Genomic DNA, 15,707 nt, shown 5'->3' with positions numbered 1-15,707 from the left:
TTGAAGATCCTTTTTTTAGTTCCATACCCGCTTCACCAGGCTCCTTCTCAACGGTTCAGGGTAGAATTATTTTTACCTGAACTAGATAAGAACAAAATTGAATATAGCATACAATCTTTTTTAGATGAAGCAGCATGGGCCACCTTATACAAAAATGGTGGTACTCTTTCTAAATTAATGGGAGTGATAAGAGGTTATGCCAGGCGATGGGTGAAAATATTATTTGGTCTTGGCGGTTATGATTTTGTATTTATTCATCGTGAAGCAGCTCCGCTAGGCCCGCCGGTATTTGAATGGGTTATCAGCAAACTGTTCCGGAAAAAGATCATTTATGATTTTGATGATGCCATCTGGATACCCAATACATCAGCAGAAAATAAAATTGTTTCCTGGTTCAAAGCTTTCTGGAAAGTAAAATATATCTGTAAATGGGCCCATCTTGTTGTTGGCGGCAATGATTTTTTATGCAAATATGCACGACAGTATAACCGCAACACAGTCCTCATACCTACATGTGTGGATACAACGGATAAGCATAACAGGTTAACAAACCATGATGCTGAAAAAATAACGATTGGGTGGACCGGTAGTCATTCTACACTAAAATACCTGGATGAACTGGTGCCGGTAATCCGGGAGCTTGAGACAAAAAACAATTTTGAGTTTATTGTAATATCAGACAAAAGTCCGGACTACATTATTTCTTCATTCAGGTTTATTCCATGGAATGAAAAAACAGAAATAGAAGATCTGCAAAAAATAAATATCGGGTTGATGCCGTTGCAGGATGATGAGTGGAGTGAAGGCAAATGCGGGTTTAAGCTGATACAGTATATGTCATTGGGAATTCCGGCGCTGGCATCACCGGTGGGAGTGAATAAAAAAATAATTGAACATGGAGAAAACGGAATGTTGTGTTCGAAACAAGAAGATTGGATAAACGGATTAAATTATTTAATTCATAATAAAGAAGAACGGAAACGAATGGGCTTGTCGGGAAGAAACAAAATAAATGCATCCTACAGTTTAAAGGCCTATGCACCGGTTTTCATAAATCTTTTTAGATCAGATCCCGATAAAAGGAATTAAAGGTTTATTCAAGGGGCGGTTTTTATAATAGATCAGGATCAATGCCATAGCATAGAAAGGAACACAGGGAATTTTATAACGGGAGAGTGCGCCGAAATTATAAGAAGAGATACCAACAGCAAAAGCAAAGATGATAGAAAAGATAAGACAGAATTGAATTGTTGGATCGCCGCTTATAGTGCGCCACGTTTTTTTTATACCGATAACAAAAAGTATTTTCAACGTGGCAAAGAAAAAAAGTAAGGCTTCAATAGCTGTTAAAAACACAATAATTTTTTTGGTTTCCCAGATATAAGGCCTGAACAATGTTACATTAACAGCTGCCGGCATTTTTGATAGCATGCCTCCGATAGTCGGCGAAAAATCCCCCAAATCATAACCAGATCCCTGGTCAACATCTGACATATAGCCGATCCAGTCTCTAGTGATTGCAGATGTTTCAGCAATTTTTTCAAGCGAATATTTACCGAGTAAATTGCCAAACTGTTGTAAGAAGAATGCAAAACTTCCAACAGCTATTATAATAAAAATCCCTTTTACAAAAACCCTTACGGCAGGTGTTTTTATTTTTTGAGAATAGCTGAATAATATCCAGGTAAAAAGGGCAGGCGCAAACCCAAGAAGTATATATAATTTTACTTTTGCTATGAATATGAAACTAAATATAGCCAGTGAAATATTTTTTGATGAAAAATCACGCTGAGCCAGCATACGAAAAGTGCAATGAGTAAACCAACCGAGGCTGAACATGCAAATAGTATCTTTAAAAATTCCTGAACCCCATACAAAAAGACTGGGTATAAATAATATGGCTACAGAAATCGGCTTAACAAGTTTGGGATTGGCTTCTGCAAATGTTCTGAACAATGCCCAGATACCGGTAAATGAAAGAAAAGCAAAGATGACAGCAGTAGGCAGGTAACTATTAAAAGTGAAGACATTAATAAAAGCAGTAAAAGCACAAACAAAATAGGAAGAAGGATCCTGGTACCATTCCATTTGGGAGATATAATCAAAATAAGCAGGATCATTCCAGTCGGCCGTATGTGTAATTAAGCCAAACCACTTTCCTATTGAATCATTGGCACTGCTATTGATAACAAGTGCATGCCTGAAGTATTCAGAAGTATCACCGCCGCCATAATAATACTGGTAGATGAGGCTGACGAAAATAGCCCCGATTACCTTTACTGTTAGTCCGGGTATATAGTATTTGTGCAGCGGGTGGGTCTTTGGATATTTTTTATTCCTGATCCTGTACGCAATTGTGTAAATAATTGCCAGGTAAAATGGCAACAGTACATAATCAAATAAGGTGATAAATTGCATGAGCAGCAAAAATAAAAGAAAGCCGTGTAACGACTCAAATTAATACTGATATTGAAATGCCGAAAGTGTTGAGAATATTAAACCGATTAGTTATTGGAGGGCCATTGCTAAATGCATCCTATCTTACAAAGTATATGTCACCCGAATTTGAAACAATGCTGGTGGCTGGGGAAAGGGAAGATCATGAAAAAGATGCAGGATTTGTAACGGACTCATTAGGCATTCAGCCGGTGTTCATATCCAATATGTCAAGGTCGATTAATCTAAGAAAAGATTATGATTCTTACAAGCAGTTACAAAAACTGATCGGGCAATTTAAACCTGATATCGTTCATACACATGCTGCAAAGCCGGGGGCATTAGGCCGGTTGGCTGCTAAATCCATGAATGTACCGGTTGTGGTACATACTTTTCACGGCCATGTTTTTCATTCGTATTTTAATTCAATTAAAAATAATGTTTTCATAAATATCGAGAGATACCTGGGGCGCAAATCAGATGCTATAATTGCGATCAGCAATGAACAGAAGAATGAGCTGGTAAATAAATTTAAAATTGCACCTGAAAATAAATTCCGGATCATACCACTTGGTCTTGACCTCGATAAATTTCAGGCAGACCAGGAAAATAAGAGAAAAAAATTCAGAGCAGAGTTTAATATCGGGGATGATGAAATTGTGATCACAATAACAGGGCGACTGGTTCCGGTAAAAAATCATGATCTATTTTTAAAGGCAATTCGTTTTCTGAAAGAAAATACAGCGACACGTTTTAAAGCTTTTATAGTGGGTGATGGGGAAACAAGAAATGAACTAGAGCAAAAGGCATCAGGTTATGGCATAAAATTTTCAGATGAAAAAAGCAATGAACATCCGCATGAATTGGTTTTTACTTCATGGAGAAAAGATATTGATTATATAAATGCAGGTTCAGACATTATAGCACTAACATCTTTAAATGAAGGAACCCCGGTAAGCCTGATAGAAGCACAGGCGGCAGGTAAACCAGTAATATCTACACGGGTCGGGGGAATTGAAACAGTGGTAAATGAAAATATTACAGGGTTGCTTTCAGATATTGATGATGAACAGCAGTTTTGCCGGAATCTGCTATCTCTTGTAAACGATCATGAATTGCGTAAACGATTATCAGGATCCGGCGTACAACACGTTATTGAAAAATTTTCTTACCAACGTCTTGTAAAAGACATGTCGAAGCTCTATAATGAATTATTAGATTCAAGAAAAAATGTTTAATTCGTTATTCAAATCAAAGAAGAATTCTTCCCACGGTATTTATGAGAGTATTCATACTGATATGCACTCTCATTTACTGCCTGGAATTGATGACGGCTCTCCTAACCTGGACGCATCACTGGAGTTGATAAGCAGAATGATGAAGCTGGGCTATAAAAAATTTATTACCACACCACATATTATGTGGGAGATGTACAAAAATACTCCTGAAATTATCAATGAGAAACTTGAATTGCTTCGCTCCGCTTTAAAGACAGCAGGAATGGATGTTGAGATAAATGCAGCAGCAGAGTATTTCCTGGATGACCATGTAGAAAAGTTGCTTAGCCAGAAAGAAAAACTTCTTACTATACACGATAATTTGGTTTTAGTTGAATTTTCACTGGCAAGTCAACCATTTAATATTAAAGAGGTTTTGTTTGAAATGACGATGCAGGGTTATCAACCCATTATTGCACACCCGGAACGCTATGTTTATTTTGAAGAAGCGAAGGATTTTTATGATGAATTAAAGGACGCTGGCTATTACTTTCAGCTGAATATTAATTCCCTGTCCGGCTACTATGGTAGATCTGCTAATACACTTGCTCAATACCTGATCAAGAAAGGTTATTATAATCTTCTCGGCTCCGATGTTCATCATTTTCGCCATATCGAAGCACTTTCCAATCCCCACATTACTTCCCCCTTGCAAAAGCTGATTGAAAACGGAAAGATCATGAATCCCAATTTGTTCTAATTTTACCCGGCTTCAAACAATCGGCAGTTTACTTTGTTACAATTGCATGGATACTTTTACTATTAAAGACCTGGAAACTATTTCCGGAATAAAAGCTCATACCATTCGAATATGGGAACAGCGTTATTCCTTAATTAAACCCACCCGTACCGGCACGAATATCCGCCGCTATTCTTCTGATGAGTTAAGACATATCCTGAATATTTCCCTGCTTAATAAGAACGGGTTTAAGATTTCACATATCAGTAGGATGACGGAAACGGAAATGCAGGAAAAAATTCTTTCGCTAAGCGATGTAAATGCACAACGTGACCGCTTGATCAATGAACTGATCGCAAATCTCTCAACGCTGGAACTGGATGAATTCGAAAAACAGATTGACAGTTATATTCATTCAAGAGGGATTGAAAAAACAATTAACCAACTGATCTTTCCTTTTCTCGAGAAAATCGGGATACTCTGGCTTACTAATAATATCAACCCTGCACAGGAGCATCTTGTTACAAATATTATCCGCAGCAAACTGATCAATGGCATTGAATGTTCACATTCGCATTACAAGCTGAACAAAACATTTTTATTGTTCCTGCCCGAGTCGGAATATCATGAACTGGGACTTCTCTTTGTTTATTACTTATTAAAATCACGGGGAGCGAAGGTTCATTATTTAGGAAGTAATATTCCATTGAAGGATGCGGCATTTGTGATCAGAAGTTTGAAACCAGATGTGATCTATATGCATCTTACCTCTACGTCTTCAAAGTTCAATCTCGATAAATACTTACAGCATTTAAAACTCCATTCAGGTAAAATACCGGTTATTATCTCCGGCTATATTACCCAGCATTATAAAAAGCCACCTCCCGTAGGTTTCCAGCTTAAAAAATCACTAAGCCAGGTTATGGAGTATATTTCCTCACTTTCCACCTGATCTTCTGTTCAACATTTTTTTATTTATCAAGCTATCTCTTAAACAGACGTTATCCGGGGCATATTTCTTGTTTAATTTTATATTGAATTTGTTAAACAAAATTTTATGTCAACAACAGAATTCAATCATCTCGTACTGGAAACTTCAGAGGCCTTAAAGCCTTTTGCTGTTAGCCTGACAAGGGATAATGAACAGGCTAAAGATCTTTACCAGGAAACACTCTATAAAGCATTTGCAAATAAGGATAAGTATAATATAGGCACCAATATCAAGGCATGGTTGTACACAATAATGCGTAATACCTTTATTAATGAATATCGTCGCAGGGTCAGTCGGAATATCGTTTTTCATGATCCTACAGCAGATTATCAGCTATTTAACATCCCAGACCTGACATTCAATAACACCGAGTCAAATATTCTGTTCAAGGATATTCAAAAAAAAGTAAACAATTTACCATGTATTTTCAGACACCCGTTTAAATTATATTTCGAAGGATATAAATATCATGAGATTGCCTATATAATGAATGAACCACTTGGAACAATCAAAAGCCGAATTCATTTTGCCCGTAAATTGCTGAAAGAACAGATCGAAAGAAATTAATAACAGCATTCATTGGCAAAAAAAATAATTGTTATTGGGTCCGGTTTTGCAGGTTTATCAGCTGCATCATTCATGGCAAAAGCCGGGTGGGATGTTACTGTGATTGAAAAGAACGGAACAGCAGGAGGAAGAGCAAGACAATTAAAGGAAAATGGTTTCACTTTCGATATGGGCCCGAGTTGGTACTGGATGCCCGATGTGTTTGAAAGATATTTTAAGCTCTTTGGAAAAAAAGTTGAAGACTATTATAAATTAGAGAGATTAGATCCATCGTACAGGATCTACTGGGACGATGGATTTACAAATGTTCCTGCATCTTATGAAGAATTGAGAAATATATTTGAGCAATTTGAACCGGGTAGTGCCAAACGATTAGATAAATTTCTTGAAGAAGCTGAGTTCAAATACGAGACCGGTATAAATAAACTGGTACATAAACCGGGACTTTCAATAACAGAGTTCTTTGACTGGGATTTTATAAAAGGTGTGTTTAGGCTTGATGTTTTTAATTCTATTAAAAAACATATTCAAAAATACTTTCATCATCCACGATTGCAACAGATGATGGAGTTTCCTGTTCTTTTTCTTGGTGCATTACCAGAAAATACTCCTGCATTATATAGCCTGATGAATTATGCTGATATCAAACTCGGCACATGGTACCCGCAGGGTGGCATGTATGCAGTGGTAGAAGGAATGTATAAACTAGCTTTGGAAACTGGCGTAAAATTTCATTTCAATGAAAACGTGGAGGAAATAGTTGTAGAGAATGGAGTTGCAAAACAAGTTAAAACAAATAAGGATGAATATGTTGCCGATGCAGTCATCAGCGGAGCAGATTATCATTTTACAGAAATGGAATTGCTAAAAGAAGAGAACAGGAGTTATACAAAAACCTATTGGGACAAAAAACTAATGGCGCCATCTTGTTTGCTGTTTTATGTAGGGTTAAATAAAAAGTTGAAAAATGTTTTGCATCATTCCTTATTCTTCGATGTGCCTTTTGATAAACATGCTACAGAAATTTATACAACAAAAGAATGGCCTACGGAACCGTTGTTTTATGTAAGTGTAAACTCTGTTACAGACAGTTCGGTTGCTCCATTGGGTAGTGAGGCCGTTGTATTTCTGATTCCTGTGGCGGCTGGCCTGGAAAATGATACAGAAGAACTGCGGGAAAAATATTTCAACCGAATAATAGATAGGATGGAAAAACATACCGGTCAGTCAATAAGAGAGACTATTGTATATAAAAAAACCTATGCGGTCTCGGATTTCGTAAATGATTATAATTCGTACCGTGGCAATGCCTACGGCCTTGCAAATACGCTGATGCAGACAGCGATATTCAGGCCGCAGTGCAGAAGCAAAAAAGTGAAAAATCTTTTTTACACAGGTCAATTAACTATACCCGGCCCGGGTGTACCACCTAGCCTGATAAGTGGTGAAGTAGTAGCAAAAGAAGTTCTTAAAACGTTCGGTTAAAAGATTAAATTCATTGTATGATTGAATTGTTTCATAAAGTAAGCGAAGATTGCAGCCGCATTACTACACAGCGGTACAGCACTTCTTTTTCATCGGCCATCCGGCTGCTGCATAAGGATCTGCGCCAGCCCGTTTATAATATTTATGGGTTTGTCCGGTTTGCTGATGAAATTGTTGACACTTTTCATGAACATAATAAATCTGAATTACTGGCCCAGTTTAAGAAAGAAACTTATGATGCTATTGAGAGAGGTATTAGCATGAACCCGATACTCAACAGTTTTCAGAAAACGGTAAAAGAATTTGATATTGATCTGAAACTTGTTGATGCATTCCTGCATAGTATGGAAATGGATCTATCCAAACAATATTATAACCAAAATGATTACGAAGAATATATTTATGGTTCAGCAGAAGTAGTCGGGCTGATGTGCCTTTATGTTTTTTGTAGTGGGAATAAAGAACTCTACGAAAAACTGAAAAACCCGGCCCGTTCATTGGGAGCTGCATTCCAGAAAGTGAATTTTTTGAGGGATATAAAAGCAGATTACAACGGCTTGTCAAGAATTTATTTTCCCGGATGTGATTTCAATAATTTCACAGAACGTCAGAAAAAAGAAATAGAGGAAGATATTCAAAAAGATTTTCAGAATGCATTAACGGGGATATTACAGTTACCGCTAAAGGCAAAATTCGGGGTATATGTAGCTTATAAATATTATATGTCTTTATTTAAAAAAATAAAACGGTTGCATCATTCTACTATTCTTGAAACCCGCATACGTATACCCGATTATAAAAAACTCATAATTGTATTACGGGCAAGTGTAAAAAATCATACGGGGATGATTTAATTAAAATGCAGATGGATTTACAACAGGTAATATTGGTAAATGAGCAAGATGAGCAAACAGGGGTGATGGAAAAAATGGAAGCTCATCATAAAGCATTGCTTCACCGGGCATTCAGTGTTTTTATTTTTAATGAAAATGGTGAAATGCTTTTGCAGCAAAGAGCATTGGATAAATATCACAGTCCGGGTTTGTGGAGCAATGCCTGTTGCAGTCATCCGCACCCGGGAGAAGATACAAAGCTAGCAGCGATGCGACGTGTAATTGAAGAACTGGGGGTTACAATTCCACTTGAAAAGCAATTTCATTTTATTTATAAAGCAGAGTTTGAGAATGGATTGACAGAGCATGAATTCGATCATGTCTTTACCGGGCAATTTAACCTGGCACCTGAAATTAATAAGGATGAAGTACATGATTATTGTTACAAATCCATGGCTGAAATAAAACAATCTTTACTGACTCATCCTCAGAAATATACGGCCTGGTTTAAAATTGCTTACCCGGAAATTGAAAAATGGTGGATAAAAAATTTTAAGCAGACAATAACCTGATAAATTAATTTTGTGTTCATAGAAATCGGTTTATATATAGTTGTGTTACTCGCAACTTTTGTGATCATGGAAGGCATCACCTGGCTTACACATCGTTTTGTGATGCATGGATTTCTCTGGTACTTGCACAAAGATCACCACCAGATAAGACCGGGTGTTTTTGAAAAGAATGATTTATTCGCCTTCATTTTTGCAGTACCCAGTTTTCTATTAATATATTTTGGCACTTACGAAAAAATTTGGTGGATGCAGTCTATTGGTTTTGGAGTTATGTTATATGGTTTCGCTTATTTCATGGTGCATGATGTAATTATTCATCAACGCTTCAAATGGTTTAGCCGCAGCAACAATACGTATGTGAGAGCAATCCGCTGGGCGCATAAAATGCATCACAAACATTTGGATAGACACGAAGGCGAAAGTTTTGGATTTTTATACGTACATAAAAAATACTGGAATAAAGTGAAGCATGATAAAAAATTAATGGCCGGCAATAAAAAAGTAGAGTATGCGCCTGAGGTGGAAACCCCCATCCCCTAAAGGGAAGCGGATAATTCCTGTTTGTTCACTTAAGTATCCATATTTTTAGTTTTCTCAAATCAGAAATTAAGATGCCTGAATCTAAGTTCCCCTTTAGGGGGCAGGGGTATGATTATATTATCAGTGGAGCTGGTTGTGCCGGGCTTTCATTACTCATGTATATGATTGACTCAGGCAAATTTTCGGATAAACGAATTCTTTTAGTTGATAGAGAAGAAAAAAATAAAAATGATCGTACCTGGTGTTTTTGGGAAACCAGTGCCGGGCTTTTTGAAAACTGTGTTTACAAACGGTGGGATAAAATGTGGTTTCATGATATAGGATTTTCAAAATTGCTTGACATTCAACCCTACCAGTATAAAATGATTCGCGGCATAGATTTTTACAAACACTGTTTTGCTGTTATCAATGATCAAAAGAAAATAGATATCGTTTATGGTAATGTAAAAGGAGTAACGACTGAAGATGGTAAAGCTGTGCTTTTTATAAATGATGAAAAGATAACTGCTGATTATATTTTTAATAGCATTCTGTTTGAAAAACCAGTATTAAAGAAAAACGAACATTATTTGCTTCAGCATTTTAAAGGATGCGTAATTGAAACTGCCGTTCCTTCATTTAATCCATCCGAAGCTACAATGATGGACTTTCGTGTAGATCAACAAGACGGGACGACCTTCGTATACGTAATGCCTTTTACAGAAACAAAGGCACTGGTTGAGTATACACTTTTCACTGAAACACTGCTGAAACCTCCGCAATACGATGAAGCATTAAAAAATTATATCAGCGAATATTTAAAAATTAAAGACTATTCATTGCTTGAAGAAGAATTTGGCGTTATACCCATGACCAATCATCGTTTTCAGGGCATTGATCATTGTATTATTAATATTGGTACAGCCGGTGGACAAACAAAAGCTTCAAGTGGTTATACATTTATGTTTATACAGAAACATTCAAAAGCGATCGTTCATCAAATAATTAAAACAGGCCAACCAGAAGTTTCTGTGTTTTCAAGGCGGTTTCATTTTTATGATAGTGTACTGCTTGAAGTTCTTGCTGGGAAAAAATTATCCGCCCGGAATATTTTTACACCGATCATTAAAAAAAATAAATTACAGCATCTGCTACGGTTTATGGATAATGAAAGCTCTTTATCGGAAGATTATAAAATTATTTCTTCATTGCCAACCTGGACATTCCTAAAAGCTGCACTAAAACAGCTTTGACTTTACTGGTCAGGGTCCAACTGCATAAACTCTCTCTTTACTGCTTTAAGCATACTGAATAGCTGAGCTACCTGTATCAGTAATAAAACTCCCAATGCCAGCATTACATACCAGGGTAATGCAATTGTTTTCACCCCACTTATTTTTTGAAATTTTTCCACATGATACCCGGTAATGGCTGAGCCAAAAGCCATTCCGGCTAATAAGAATGAAAGTAAAGAGAATACAACTTTCATAAACATGATACGCATCGTAGAATAGCCTACTTTAAAATTTTCCAGTATTGCTGCCGGAATAATAAGTACTAAAGCGATCCAGCTCCAGTTATTGCTGAACCATGTATTGTTCAAGGTTAAATTCAAAACAAGAATGATAACAATAGAGAGTAAACCCCATGGAAATAACAGGAAGGTTGAAGGTTTTGTCGGAGTTGGCATAGAATTATTTTTTGTTAACTAAAAGTAATCAAACCTTGTTAGTTGAAAAATAAAAATACTACTTAAGTGGTATTGGTTCGCATCTATCTACTCACTTACCTTTAGCAACCATGAAGCTATTCATGGGATAAAGAACAAACAATTAACCATGCTGCGAACAGCCATAGAATTTCTGGCAGAAGAACTCAAAACTTACATTGTTAAGAAAGAGCCGGCTATGTTTCGCAATGAGATTGCAGTTTTACCATCTTCCTTAATGAAAACAGATGGATCATTTGCTGTAGGCAACCAGGCTGAATCCTTTAAAATTATAATGACATTGGTAAATCTTGAGGAAGATCGTATAGCAGATTCACAATCTTATTTTCAGAAGGTAAATGATAAAGTTCAGTTTATGAATCCTCCATTGAACTTGAACGCAAATATTTTATTTTCAGCAATGGGAGAGAATTATCTTTCTGATTTAAGGTTACTCTCTTATATCGTAAGTTTTTTCCAGTCGTACTCTGTATTTGAAGAAAGCAACTTTCCGCAACTTAACAATAAAGTGGAACCTGATAAGCCGTGGCAGAAAATTGGGAAACTAATTGTAAACCTGCATACACTTACATTGGAGCAGCAAAATAATATGTGGGCAGCCATTGGAGCAAAGTATATGCCCAGCGTAGTTTATAAAATAAGAACAATATCCTTCACAGATAGCGAACCCAAAATGGAAGCACCACCGATTACAGATATCCGCATTCTGGATAATTGATTTCGGTTTCTTAAGGTTAAATTTCGGCTCTGAATCATAAGTGGTATAACTAAGGTATGATTCAGATAAAGTATGTACTGATTTTTGAAGTGGAATTTCTTCACGATTATTATAGCAATAAAAGCTGTGATGATATTAAAGTAATTCCTTCTGCCACTTGCAGGACTATACTTCAACAACATGGGCTGCGGTTCATTGCTTCACACGGCAGGTTCAAAGTATTTGCAAAGGTGACAGAGAAGAATGGAAAAAACTTTATAAACTCCCCATTGCCTGAAAATTGTGCACTTAGTTTTTTACTCGCCCTGAACAACAGCACATTTCAAACATTTACCAGGCTGGATCTAAAAGCAAATCAAAAAGACCGATTTTATTTTAATAACCTTTTGAACAATAAGCAAGGCGATACGCTTCATCTTGCAGCTGATACAACTGAAAAGAAAGCTGGCAACAAAGATTTAATACAATTTGTAAAAGGCAGTTTTCAATTTACAGCGAATGCTGATGTTCCTGAAAAAAGTATAAAAATTGAATATACTGATACGGGTGCAATTCTTCAGCAGGTTTTAAATGAGAATGAGAATATCAGCCGCAAACAATTCTCATTTGATCTTTCCGGGATGCCAACCGGGAGAGCGGCATTAAAAAATGGGGCAGCAACCGAGGAGAAATTTTATGTAGCCAACACGGCCGATCCACAGAATGTATTTGGTGTTGTTGAAATTTTTTACAGGCAAAGCTTAAATGCAGCTTATCAATTCCTTGAAAAGGATAATGTATCAGACAATTTCCAGGTAAAAGGTAAAAAGTATACCATTCATTTTGCCAACAGGCAAACTACGTGGCGTTATAATGTGGTAAAGAAATTTAATAAGAATGTAACAGCAATAGAAATTAAAAAAGAGAATGGCACCTTGATAGAATTTGAAACTGTGCCCGGTGGTACAGAGAGCCTCTTTGTTATTGCTTCAAAAACGCAGCTGCCATTTACTGATAAACCTGTTAGCGGGATACAACTCGTGGATGCGGCAAGCAATGAACCGATCATCAGTCATTTACCTAATGCATCATTGGTAATATTAAAAGAAGAAAATGGAAAACTTTTTTCTGATATCTACATAACCATCTAAAAACAATAATACTATCAACTTTTAAACTTAAAACTATGGCAGATGTTTTTAAAACCCCCGGGGTGTATGTAAAAGAAATACCCACCTTTCCGCCATCCATTGCCGAAGTGGAAACGGCGATTCCTGCTTTTATCGGATACACAGAGAAAGCTTCATTCAACGGAATTGACCTGGTGAAAAAACCTACACGTATCACTTCGCTGCTTGAGTATGAAACCATATTCGGCAAAGCGCAGAAAGAAAGATCAATCACAGTTACCATCACCGATGTGATGGATGGGACGGCTGTAACATCCCGTTCTATCAAAGCAGAAAGTGATGAGACGAAGCAGAGCAAATTCAAAATGTATTATTCATTGCAAATGTTTTTTGCTAACGGGGGCGGGCCTTGCTATATTGTTTCCGTTGGTACTTATGAAAACAAAGCAACAGCACCCGCAAAAGCAGATATTGATAAAGACAAGCTTTCAGATGGCCTTGCTGAGATTGCAAAATTTGACGAACCCACCCTGCTCGTATTTCCCGATGCTACAACACTGGACAATGATAAATACAGCACATTACTGGCGGAAGCATTAAAACAATGCTCAGACCTGCAGGACAGGTTTACAGTAATGGATGTAAAACCTGATAAGAGCGGAACCAATGTGGTGAACGATTCAATGAATGATTTCAGAAATGCCCAAATGACGGAGAGTGTGATTGATAAACTGAAATACGGAGCTGCTTATTTCCCATATATAAATACATCACTCAATTTCAGGTATGATGATAGCGATGTTTCAGTCATATACCAACAAGTAACAGCGGGAGTAAGTAAAACACTTACCAATGCGGACGACAACGCTGATGGTGATGCCGCAGATATTGAAAACATCAAGCTTTCACATATTACTACTCCTTTGGATGCTCTGGATGTTGATATTGTAAAGGGTTTGAACCTGATGAAGAACCCGCAACCAAATCCTGCTCCACCGAAACCTGTCATTGCACCCAATACAGAATTGTATAACCTCATAAAAGGCGAGTTGAGTAAAGTAACTATTACATTACCACCATCCGGGGCCGTAGTAGGTCAGTATGCATCTGTTGACTCTGCCCGTGGCGTTTGGAAAGCACCGGCAAATGTTTCTCTTTCATCTGTCAGCTCAGCAGCAGTAAAAATTTCGCATAATGATCAAATGAACCTGAATGTGGATCCCACATCTGGTAAATCAATTAATGCTATCCGTTATTTTACGGGGAAAGGATTATTGATTTGGGGCTCTCGTACCCTGGCAGGCAATGATAATGAATGGCGTTATGTTCCTGTTCGCCGCTTTTTCAATTTTGCAGAAGAGTCAATAAAAAAAGGAAGTGAATGGGTAGTGTTTGAACCCAACGATGCCAATACCTGGGTCAGGGTAAAAGCAATGATTGAAAATTTCTTATTGAAGCAATGGCGTGCAGGTGCATTAGCTGGAGCAAAACCTGAACATGCATTCTTTGTTAAAGTCGGCCTGGGTGTTACCATGACGGCACTCGATATACTGGAAGGCAGAATGAATATCGAAGTCGGGATGGCCGTTGTTCGCCCGGCAGAATTTATCATACTTAAATTTTCACACAAACTGCAGGAGTCATAAGACAGTAGTTTTAAAATACAAGTGAGTTTTAGCATATCAAATCATTCAACATTAAAAAATAAATTATCATGGCAAATTATCCTATTCCAAAATTTCATTTCCGTGTAGAGTGGGGCGGCACTAATATCGGTTTTTCGGAAGTGAGTGGAATGAACATAGAAAATAAAGTAATCGAATACCGGGATGGAATCTCTCCTGAGTTCAGCAAAATAAAAATGCCTGGTATGAGAGAATACAGTAATATCTCACTCAAACGCGGAACTTTTAAAGGTGATAATGAATTTTATAAATGGCTCAACACGATCTCACTGAATACCGTTGACCGCCGCGACCTTACCATCAGCCTGCTGAATGAAAAACATGAACCGGTGGTGGTATGGAAAGTACATAATGCATTTCCTATTAAAGTACAAAGCACCGACCTTAAAGCAGATGGAAGCGATGTAGCAATCGAACAACTTGACCTGGCACATGAAGGGTTGTCTATCGAAAACGGATAAGATAAATTTTGATAAATGATCCGGATATGCACAATTACCTGTGTAATGGCGCAGGCAAATATTCAGTATTGTAATTGATGATCAAGATGCGAAAATAAAATGACAATCGTTTTATGAGTTTACTAGACATGTTCAAATATCCCCCGGTAGGTTTCCACTTTGCAGTAGTTATCGAATTATTTCCACAAACACCGCAGGACTTACGTTTTCAGAGTGTAAGCGGATTGAGTGTGGATATAACTACTGAAGGGGTGGCCGAAGGTGGTGAAAACCGTTTCAAACATCAGTTCCCAGGTGTTCCCAATTATGGTAAGCTGGTTTTGAAAAGAGGAATGTTCACCGGTTCATTAATGATAAACTGGGTACGAAATGCGGTTGAAAAATTTCAGTTTGAACCGGCCAATGTAATCATCACTTTATTGAATGATATGCACCTGCCAACAGCTGTATGGCAGGTTTACGGTGCCTATCCTGTAAAATGGAGTGTATCTGATTTTGATGCTGAGCAAAGCACAATAGTTGTTGAAACCATTGAACTTGCCTATCAGCATTTTCAGCAGGTGGGCATAGGCGATCTGCTCAGTGGTAATATATCTGTATCTGCATCGGTGGGTTTTTAAAATAATTTTTATGGCAATAGTAATAA

At 37.3% G+C, this 15,707-nt stretch carries 17 protein-coding genes; 15 read left to right on the top strand and 2 right to left on the bottom strand.

The genetic code is table 11. The features are described from left to right. Entirely contained in the window at positions 1–1,089 is a 1,089-nt protein-coding gene (locus E6H07_03160; GenBank protein TMI64931.1) for a glycosyltransferase family 4 protein, read from the top strand. Here the strand turns inward: E6H07_03160 and E6H07_03155 are convergent. Then, on the bottom strand, positions 1,066–2,418 hold the full coding sequence (locus E6H07_03155; protein TMI64930.1) for a hypothetical protein: 1,353 nt from the start codon (positions 2,416–2,418) through the stop codon (positions 1,066–1,068). The genes E6H07_03160 and E6H07_03155 overlap by 24 nt on opposite strands. 56 nt (positions 2,419–2,474) lie before the next feature. Between E6H07_03155 and E6H07_03150 the strand changes: the two genes are divergently transcribed. The 9 genes from E6H07_03150 (at position 2,475) to E6H07_03110 (ending at position 10,612) form a co-directional block, all read left to right on the top strand. After that, on the top strand, positions 2,475–3,674 hold the full coding sequence (locus E6H07_03150) for a glycosyltransferase family 4 protein (protein ID TMI64929.1): 1,200 nt from the start codon (positions 2,475–2,477) through the stop codon (positions 3,672–3,674). A 61-nt stretch (positions 3,675–3,735) separates the two neighbouring features. Then, positions 3,736–4,413 carry a hypothetical protein gene (locus E6H07_03145; GenBank protein ID TMI64928.1) on the top strand — a complete coding sequence of 226 codons (678 nt, stop codon included), beginning with the start codon at positions 3,736–3,738 and terminating at the stop codon, positions 4,411–4,413. A gap of 46 nt (positions 4,414–4,459) precedes the next feature. Beyond that, a complete protein-coding gene (locus tag E6H07_03140; protein ID TMI64927.1) occupies positions 4,460–5,344 on the top strand; it encodes a MerR family transcriptional regulator in 885 nt (294 codons plus the stop codon). Positions 5,345–5,449: 105 nt separating this feature from the next. Next, positions 5,450–5,950: an RNA polymerase sigma factor gene (locus tag E6H07_03135; protein ID TMI64926.1), complete on the top strand. Its 501-nt coding sequence runs from the start codon at positions 5,450–5,452 to the stop codon at positions 5,948–5,950. 12 nt (positions 5,951–5,962) lie between these two features. Further along, complete coding sequence (gene crtI / locus E6H07_03130; GenBank protein ID TMI64925.1) at positions 5,963–7,435, top strand: phytoene desaturase; 1,473 nt, start codon at positions 5,963–5,965, stop codon at positions 7,433–7,435. Positions 7,436–7,452: 17 nt separating this feature from the next. Then, the gene (locus tag E6H07_03125) at positions 7,453–8,289 is read left to right on the top strand and encodes a phytoene/squalene synthase family protein (protein ID TMI64924.1); all 837 of its coding nucleotides are present in this window, start codon (positions 7,453–7,455) and stop codon (positions 8,287–8,289) included. Between the two features lie 11 nt (positions 8,290–8,300). Beyond that, positions 8,301–8,840, top strand: coding sequence for an isopentenyl-diphosphate Delta-isomerase (locus E6H07_03120; protein ID TMI64923.1), 540 nt, complete (start codon positions 8,301–8,303; stop codon positions 8,838–8,840). Positions 8,841–8,858: 18 nt separating this feature from the next. Further along, positions 8,859–9,380 (top strand): beta-carotene hydroxylase, encoded by a 522-nt coding sequence (locus E6H07_03115; GenBank protein ID TMI66453.1) that lies wholly within the window; start codon positions 8,859–8,861, stop codon positions 9,378–9,380. A 71-nt stretch (positions 9,381–9,451) separates the two neighbouring features. Further along, positions 9,452–10,612: a lycopene cyclase gene (locus tag E6H07_03110; GenBank protein ID TMI64922.1), complete on the top strand. Its 1,161-nt coding sequence runs from the start codon at positions 9,452–9,454 to the stop codon at positions 10,610–10,612. A 2-nt stretch (positions 10,613–10,614) separates the two neighbouring features. Here the strand turns inward: E6H07_03110 and E6H07_03105 are convergent, their stop codons facing one another. After that, positions 10,615–11,049, bottom strand: coding sequence for a hypothetical protein (locus E6H07_03105; protein TMI64921.1), 435 nt, complete (start codon positions 11,047–11,049; stop codon positions 10,615–10,617). Positions 11,050–11,197: 148 nt separating this feature from the next. On the opposite strand from E6H07_03105, the gene E6H07_03100 reads away from it, so the two are divergent. The 5 genes from E6H07_03100 (at position 11,198) to E6H07_03080 (ending at position 15,681) form a co-directional block, all read left to right on the top strand. Next, the gene (locus tag E6H07_03100) at positions 11,198–11,806 is read left to right on the top strand and encodes a DUF4255 domain-containing protein (GenBank protein TMI64920.1); all 609 of its coding nucleotides are present in this window, start codon (positions 11,198–11,200) and stop codon (positions 11,804–11,806) included. 56 nt (positions 11,807–11,862) lie between these two features. Next, positions 11,863–12,936 carry a hypothetical protein gene (locus tag E6H07_03095; protein TMI64919.1) on the top strand — a complete coding sequence of 358 codons (1,074 nt, stop codon included), beginning with the start codon at positions 11,863–11,865 and terminating at the stop codon, positions 12,934–12,936. A gap of 35 nt (positions 12,937–12,971) precedes the next feature. Beyond that, entirely contained in the window at positions 12,972–14,561 is a 1,590-nt protein-coding gene (locus tag E6H07_03090; GenBank protein TMI64918.1) for a phage tail sheath family protein, read from the top strand. Between the two features lie 68 nt (positions 14,562–14,629). Then, positions 14,630–15,061 (top strand): phage tail protein, encoded by a 432-nt coding sequence (locus E6H07_03085; protein TMI64917.1) that lies wholly within the window; start codon positions 14,630–14,632, stop codon positions 15,059–15,061. Positions 15,062–15,174: 113 nt separating this feature from the next. Beyond that, positions 15,175–15,681 carry a phage tail protein gene (locus E6H07_03080; protein TMI64916.1) on the top strand — a complete coding sequence of 169 codons (507 nt, stop codon included), beginning with the start codon at positions 15,175–15,177 and terminating at the stop codon, positions 15,679–15,681. Positions 15,682–15,707 lie beyond the last annotated feature (26 nt).

The sequence above is a fragment of the Bacteroidota bacterium genome, from assembly GCA_005882315.1.
Taxonomy (GTDB): Bacteria; Bacteroidota; Bacteroidia; order Chitinophagales; family Chitinophagaceae; genus VBAR01.
The sequence above is the reverse complement of the archived record's forward strand: the minus strand, read 5'-3'. Positions and strand labels throughout refer to the sequence as shown.

Coding starts and splice junctions, on each gene's coding strand:
- E6H07_03090 (TMI64918.1), top strand. CDS start 12,972: ATGGCAGATGTTTTTAAAACCCCCGGGGTGTATGTAAAAGAAATACCC.
- E6H07_03125 (TMI64924.1), top strand. CDS start 7,453: ATGATTGAATTGTTTCATAAAGTAAGCGAAGATTGCAGCCGCATTACT.
- E6H07_03145 (TMI64928.1), top strand. CDS start 3,736: ATGCACTCTCATTTACTGCCTGGAATTGATGACGGCTCTCCTAACCTG.
- E6H07_03105 (TMI64921.1), bottom strand. CDS start 11,049: ATGCCAACTCCGACAAAACCTTCAACCTTCCTGTTATTTCCATGGGGT.
- E6H07_03095 (TMI64919.1), top strand. CDS start 11,863: ATGATTCAGATAAAGTATGTACTGATTTTTGAAGTGGAATTTCTTCAC.
- E6H07_03150 (TMI64929.1), top strand. CDS start 2,475: ATGCCGAAAGTGTTGAGAATATTAAACCGATTAGTTATTGGAGGGCCA.
- E6H07_03080 (TMI64916.1), top strand. CDS start 15,175: ATGAGTTTACTAGACATGTTCAAATATCCCCCGGTAGGTTTCCACTTT.
- E6H07_03140 (TMI64927.1), top strand. CDS start 4,460: ATGGATACTTTTACTATTAAAGACCTGGAAACTATTTCCGGAATAAAA.
- E6H07_03155 (TMI64930.1), bottom strand. CDS start 2,418: ATGCAATTTATCACCTTATTTGATTATGTACTGTTGCCATTTTACCTG.
- E6H07_03085 (TMI64917.1), top strand. CDS start 14,630: ATGGCAAATTATCCTATTCCAAAATTTCATTTCCGTGTAGAGTGGGGC.
- E6H07_03100 (TMI64920.1), top strand. CDS start 11,198: ATGCTGCGAACAGCCATAGAATTTCTGGCAGAAGAACTCAAAACTTAC.
- E6H07_03110 (TMI64922.1), top strand. CDS start 9,452: ATGCCTGAATCTAAGTTCCCCTTTAGGGGGCAGGGGTATGATTATATT.
- E6H07_03135 (TMI64926.1), top strand. CDS start 5,450: ATGTCAACAACAGAATTCAATCATCTCGTACTGGAAACTTCAGAGGCC.
- E6H07_03120 (TMI64923.1), top strand. CDS start 8,301: ATGGATTTACAACAGGTAATATTGGTAAATGAGCAAGATGAGCAAACA.